6 protein-coding genes are annotated in these 3,828 nt (G+C 63.9%); 3 read left to right on the top strand and 3 right to left on the bottom strand.

Going from position 1 to position 3,828, the window contains the following annotated elements; all coding sequences use genetic code 11:
* Positions 1–560, top strand: a 560-nt coding sequence (locus WEA77_RS07630) for an SMP-30/gluconolactonase/LRE family protein (protein ID WP_368067271.1), incomplete at its 5' end; no start/stop codon positions are given.
* 94 nt (positions 561–654) lie between these two features.
* On the opposite strand, the gene WEA77_RS07625 is transcribed toward WEA77_RS07630, so the two are convergent.
* On the bottom strand, positions 655–1,092 hold the full coding sequence (locus WEA77_RS07625) for a transposase (RefSeq protein WP_368067270.1): 438 nt from the start codon (positions 1,090–1,092) through the stop codon (positions 655–657).
* A gap of 395 nt (positions 1,093–1,487) precedes the next feature.
* Here WEA77_RS07625 and WEA77_RS07620 point away from each other — a divergent pair, with 395 nt between their 5' ends.
* Positions 1,488–1,880: an MAPEG family protein gene (locus WEA77_RS07620; RefSeq protein WP_368067269.1), complete on the top strand. Its 393-nt coding sequence runs from the start codon at positions 1,488–1,490 to the stop codon at positions 1,878–1,880.
* A 4-nt stretch (positions 1,881–1,884) separates the two neighbouring features.
* Here WEA77_RS07620 and WEA77_RS07615 read toward each other — a convergent pair whose 3' ends face one another.
* Both WEA77_RS07615 and WEA77_RS07610 read right to left on the bottom strand, forming a co-directional pair.
* Entirely contained in the window at positions 1,885–2,367 is a 483-nt protein-coding gene (locus tag WEA77_RS07615) for a phosphoribosyltransferase (protein ID WP_368067268.1), read from the bottom strand.
* A 68-nt stretch (positions 2,368–2,435) separates the two neighbouring features.
* Positions 2,436–3,158: an MJ0042-type zinc finger domain-containing protein gene (locus tag WEA77_RS07610; protein ID WP_368067267.1), complete on the bottom strand. Its 723-nt coding sequence runs from the start codon at positions 3,156–3,158 to the stop codon at positions 2,436–2,438.
* A 60-nt stretch (positions 3,159–3,218) separates the two neighbouring features.
* On the opposite strand from WEA77_RS07610, the gene WEA77_RS07605 reads away from it, so the two are divergent.
* A partial coding sequence (locus WEA77_RS07605) for a cell division ATP-binding protein FtsE (protein ID WP_368067265.1) occupies positions 3,219–3,828 on the top strand: 610 nt, incomplete at its 3' end.

The following is a 3,828-nucleotide window of genomic DNA, read 5'->3' as shown; positions in this document are numbered from 1 at the left end:
CGGCGCTGGATACGCCGCTGACAGATGGCAAGCTGTTCCGCGTGGCGCCAGGCGCGGAGGGCGAGCCGCTCGGGCCGCCGCAGGAAGTACTCACCGGCCTGCAATTCGCCAATGGCTTTACGATCGATGAGGCACGCGGCAAGCTTTTCATCGCGGAAACCGTAGCCGGTCATGTGCTGAGTTATGCGGTGGACCTCTCTACCGGCGCGCTGACGGACCGCGCGGTGCTGGCTGGCGTCGTCTCGCCGGACAATGTGGAGCCCGGACCAGATGGCGCGCTATGGGTTGCCTCCCCGATGACCAACCAGGTTCTGGCGATCAACCCGGATACGGGGGAAGCGCGCGTGGCCTTCTCGGCGCAAACCGAAGCGGGCACCGCCGTGATCGCGGAATATGCCCGGCGCGGCGAAGCGGGCGAGCCCCGCGCCGAACTTCTGGGGCCGGATGTCTGGTCGCCGATGCCGGGCCTCGTGACAGGCGTGATCCACACGCCAGGCGGCGGTCCTGTCTATGTGTCGGGTCTAGGAAACGCGCTCCTGAAAATTAACGCGCCGCAATAGCGTCCAGCGAGAAAACTTCCGTATACGTGACGTTCGCGCGCCGCCATCTGAATCCGGATGACGTTTCCGCTAAGCACGTTAAAGCATCGTGGGATTAATCTGCCGCATATCCGGCCACTTTGACGTAGTTCCGGCATTCGGTCGGGTCATAGAGTTTGCAGATGCTTCCGATGGCGGCTGCGAGGTCTTCGAAGGTTCGGGCTGCTGCGGCGCGTAGATCGGCTTTGAGTTTCGAGAAGGCTTGTTCGACCGGGTTCAGGCGGGGAGCGTATTGTGGCAGGAACAGGAGCCCGGCGCCTCGGGCTCGGATGATGCCTTCAGCATAGGCACTTCTGTGGACGGACAGGTTGTCGAGGCCGGTTTCGGCGTAAGTGTTGAACGCGGCCCGGTCCATGGCGCCCGGAATGATCCATGGCGCCGTCAGTTCACCGCAGCGCAGAGCGGCGATAAAGGTCTGTGTGATCCATTTGCCGAACGGTGCGCTCGCCTTCAGCCGTTCGCCCCACCGGGCCCGGCCGCGCAGCCGGGTCATCCTGGTGTTGACGGCGTTCGGTGGGCAATCGCGGTGCGATTGCTAATCCACCTTACCATCGATGAACACCAGCCGTCCCGGCGCACGCCGCATAAAGGGCTATCGATGAGGGATCCAGACGCGGCGGCGCTCAGCAACGTCGGCGCGTGCGCATTCCGAGGCCATCAGCTGTTTTTTTATATGTGAACCCGCTCCGCCGCCGCCCGACGCGAAGATCAGCCCGCAACCGCCCTGGCGACCCGGATACGCAGGTCAGACAAATAACTCTTGCCCATGACCCACCCCCGAAAAAGGTGAGCCACAAACCGGGCGACTTGGGAACCCTTAGCGATTCACATTTGGCGCGGCATGCTCTAGTGTCGCCGGACAACCAGAGGACAACCAGAGGACACTCAATGACCCCCATCGCCGCCACCACACTTTACATCGGTTTGTTCGCCCTGCTGATGCTCGTGCTCAAACTGAACGTCGGACGTGTGCGTTCCTCGAAGAAAATCAATCTCGGCGATGGCAACGATGATTCCATGCAGCGCGCGATCCGCGTTCAGGGCAATGCGGTAGAGGATGTGCCGGTTGTACTTTTTGGCCTCGTGGGGCTTGGTTTGCTGGCCGCACCGGTCCTGCTGATCCACGGCCTGGGGGTTTCGTTCCTGATTGCCCGCATCCTGCATGCAATCGGGCTCGGCGGAGTGGCAGGCGCCGGCATCGGCCGTCTGATCGGCACGCTTGTCTCGCTGATCGTGATGATCGCGACGGCCGCCGCCTGCATCTGGTACGCGTTGGCCTGACCGGTCAGTCCAGCGCGCCGATATACGGCAGCCCGCGATACAGGCCCGCATCGTCCATGCCATAACCGACGAGGAAGCGGCCTGGCGCGTCAAAGGCGCAGAAGTCCACGCCTTCGGCGCCGCGCGGAGCCCACGGCTTCTGCGTGAGCGCAACGGTCAACACTTCGCGGGCACCCTTGGCGATCAGGTGGTGCCTGGCAAAGTCGAGCGTGCGGCCGGTATCGAACACGTCATCTATCAGCAGCATGCCGCGCCCTTCCACAGGGCGCGAGACATCCGCGCGCACGACCACGCGGCCTGAGCTTTCGCGCGCGTCACGGTAGCTTTCAAGCCAGAGCACATCGAGGACGGGATGCACGTGGCGCCGGGCGAGAGCTTTCATCAGGTCGCTGGTAAACGGCGTTGCGCCGATCAGGATGGAGACGGCGGTCCATTCGCCGGTCAAGCGCGGCGCGAGCCGGTCAGCCAGCTCGTCGACCCGGGCCATCAGATCTGCCTCCGAAAGAACAACATCGATCTTAGGCATCGGCGCGTGTGGAATGGGAGTTTGCATGATCAGGTCGGTTCCTCGGATCCAGGCAGCGGTTCGAGCGGGGAGGCTTCCGGCACGGTCGGCGCTTCCTGCGCAGGCGGTTCATTCGGGACAGCCGAACGCTCGACGAAGCTGACGACGATCTCGAAGCTCTCGACAGGTGCAGGTTCGACCACGACGCCGAACTGGCCGGAGGCGCCGGGCTCCAGCTCGGCAGGCGTGACAAAGCTGTATTCGGTGGCAACGATCTTGCCGGCCTCGTCGCGCAGGTCGACCCGCACGCCAGGCGTTCCGACTGCCGAATTGGCGACATTCACGGCGCGGCCGGTCACGGTGACGATGGGAATGGTGTCGTTGAAGGTACGGGCGCGCTCGATATCGGCGAAGTCGAGCCCGAACCGGTTCACGTCGAGCCCAGCCAACCGGTAAGCGGCGGCCGACTGCGGCCAGACCTTCACAACATCGTTGCGGAAAAAGAAAGCGGCGACAGTGGCGGCTACGAACAAGCTCCCCGTCAAAAGCCAGGACAGGACGGCAAAGAGCTTGCTTTTCTCGCGCCGCTGCTCGCGCAGGCGCTCGCGGTAAACCTCATGCGCAGGGGCGGCGGGCTTGTCTTCGGCGAGGGATTTCGGCTGCACGAACCATGAATGGCCGCAGGCCGCGCATTTCACAGTGCGGCCACTTTCACCGATTGTTGAGTCATCGGCGAAATAATGCGTGCTGCACGAAGGACACGTAAGGATCATTTCCGGCGTCTTTCCCGCTAATCGCCCCGTTTGACCACCTCTGGACCCCGGATCTCACCAATGACCCAGCTACGCCCGGACATGTTCGAAGAAGCCGCCGTCCGCCTGGATGGCGTGTCCCTTCGCTACGATTCGTCCGAGGAAGTCCTTAGCGGGATTGATCTGGTCCTGAAACCCGGCAGCTTCAGCTTCCTGACCGGCGCTTCCGGAGCAGGCAAGTCAAGCCTCCTGAAGCTGCTTTACCTGGCGCAGCCCCCCTCCCGGGGTGAGGTGTCGCTGTTCGGCCGCCCCACCAGCCGGCTGGCGCGCGACGAACTCTCGGCCATGCGGCGCCGGGTGGGCGTGGTGTTCCAGGAATTCCGCCTGCTGAACCACCTGACGACCTACGAGAACGTCGCCCTCCCTTTGCGGGTGATGGGGCGCAAGGAGACGCAGTACCGCCGGGATGTGGAGGAACTGCTGAGCTGGGTGGGCCTCGGCGAGCGGCTGCACAAGCGCCCGGAGACGCTCTCCGGCGGCGAACAGCAGCGCGTCGCGATTGCCCGCGCCGTGGTGACCCAGCCGAACCTGCTGATCGCCGACGAGCCGACCGGCAATGTCGATCCCGACATGGCGGCGCGCCTGATGCGGCTGTTCTACGAACTCAACAAGCGCCTCGGCACGACTGTGG

Source organism: Hyphomonas sp. (assembly GCF_040882205.1).
Taxonomy (GTDB): Bacteria; Pseudomonadota; Alphaproteobacteria; order Caulobacterales; family Hyphomonadaceae; genus Hyphomonas.
Note: the sequence above shows the minus strand (reverse complement) of the source record. Positions and strands in the feature narration are given on the sequence as shown.